Source organism: Motiliproteus sp. SC1-56 (genome assembly GCF_017309075.1).
Taxonomy (GTDB): domain Bacteria; phylum Pseudomonadota; class Gammaproteobacteria; order Pseudomonadales; family Balneatricaceae; genus Motiliproteus.
The window spans coordinates 1-1,642 of record NZ_JAEMGS010000035.1 but is presented as its reverse complement, the minus strand read 5'-3'; the positions used below and the strand labels follow the sequence as shown (position 1 = coordinate 1,642).

The following is a 1,642-nucleotide window of genomic DNA, read 5'->3' as shown; positions in this document are numbered from 1 at the left end:
CGATAGCCCCCTCAGATATTCTCTGCTTTTTGCACCGCCCCCGCCCTCGTTACCATGGCCTCAAGTTGCTATTCATTCGCATTACCAAGGGCTTTACGATGAAAATGACCTTTCTTGAAAACCTCGGCCTCGACAGGCTGCAGGCCAACGGCCTCTACTGCAGCGTCAAGGCCAGCGGCCTGCGCCAGAACGGTGAAGGCAGCGCCTTCAGCGTCCACTCCCCCATCAACGGCATGGAGGTGGGCCGCTTTCAGAACGCCACCCCGGCCCAGCTGGAAGAGGTGATCGTCACCGCCGAAGACGCCTTCAAGGCGTTTCGCAAGGTGCCGGCCCCGGTGCGCGGCGAGCTGGTGCGCCGCATCGGCAACATTGCCCGCGAGCACAAGGAGGACCTGGCCCGCGTCATCACCCTGGAGTCCGGCAAGATCATGGCCGAGGCCCTGGGCGAGGTGCAGGAGTGGATCGACGTCTGCGATTTCGCCGTCGGCCTCTCCCGTCAGCTGCACGGCAAGACCATCGTCAGCGAGCGCCCCGGCCATCGCATGATGGAACAGTGGCACCCGCTGGGGCCCGTCGCCGTCATCACCGCCTTCAACTTCCCCATGGCGGTCTGGGCCTGGAACAGCATGATCGGCCTGGTCTGTGGCGACACCATGGTGCTCAAGCCTTCCGAGAAGGCGCCCCTGTGCGCCCTGGCCTGCCAGGCGGTGCTGGAAAAGGCCCTGGCCACCATGCCCGAGCTGCCCCAAGGCATCTCCAGCGTGATCATCGGTGACCGCGAGATCGGTCAGCTGATCGCCCAGGACAATCGCTTCCCGCTGGTCTCGGCCACCGGTTCCACCGCCATGGGTCGCAGCGTCGGCGAAACCGTGGGCGCGCGCCTGGGCCGCTCCCTGCTGGAGCTGGGCGGCAACAACGCCATGATCATCTCCGAGACCGCCGACCTGGACCTGGCGCTGCGGGCCATCGTCTTCTCCGCCGCCGGCACCGCCGGCCAGCGCTGCACCACCCTGCGCCGTCTGATCACCCACGCCTCGATCAAGGACGAGCTGGTGGCGCGGATCAAGAAGTCCTACGCCTCCCTGCCCATCGGCGACCCCAGCAAGGAGGGGACCCTGGTCGGGCCGCTGGTGGACCAGCGCAGCTTCGAGGCCATGCAGAACGCCCTCAAGGCCGCCGTGGCCCAGGGCGGTGAGGTGCTGTTCGGCGGCGAGCGGGTGACCGACGGGGTGCCCGATGGCGGCTACTACGTGCGTCCGGCCATCGTCAGCATCCGCCACGACGCCGAGGTGGTGCACGAGGAGACCTTCGCCCCGATCCTCTACGTGCTGACCTACCAGGACCTGGAGGAGGCGATCGAGATCCAGAACGAGGTGCCCCAGGGGCTGTCGTCGGCGATCTTCACCGAGAGCGTGCGCGAGGCGGAGCTGTTCCTCTCCCCCGCCGGTTCCGACTGCGGTATCGCCAACGTCAACATCGGCACCTCCGGCGCCGAGATCGGCGGCGCCTTTGGCGGCGAGAAAGACACGGGCGGTGGCCGCGAGTCCGGCTCCGACGCCTGGAAGGCCTACATGCGCCGCACCACCAACACCGTCAACTACGGTGGCGAGCTGCCCCTGGCCCAGGGCATCGTGTTCGAGTA

General features: G+C 67.1%; 1 protein-coding gene. It reads left to right on the top strand.

Translation table 11 applies throughout. The features are described from left to right. Nucleotides 1-98 precede the first annotated feature (98 nt). The coding region (locus JGZ97_RS18015) for an aldehyde dehydrogenase family protein (RefSeq protein WP_207064095.1) at nt 99-1,642 on the top strand (1,544 nt) is incomplete at its 3' end.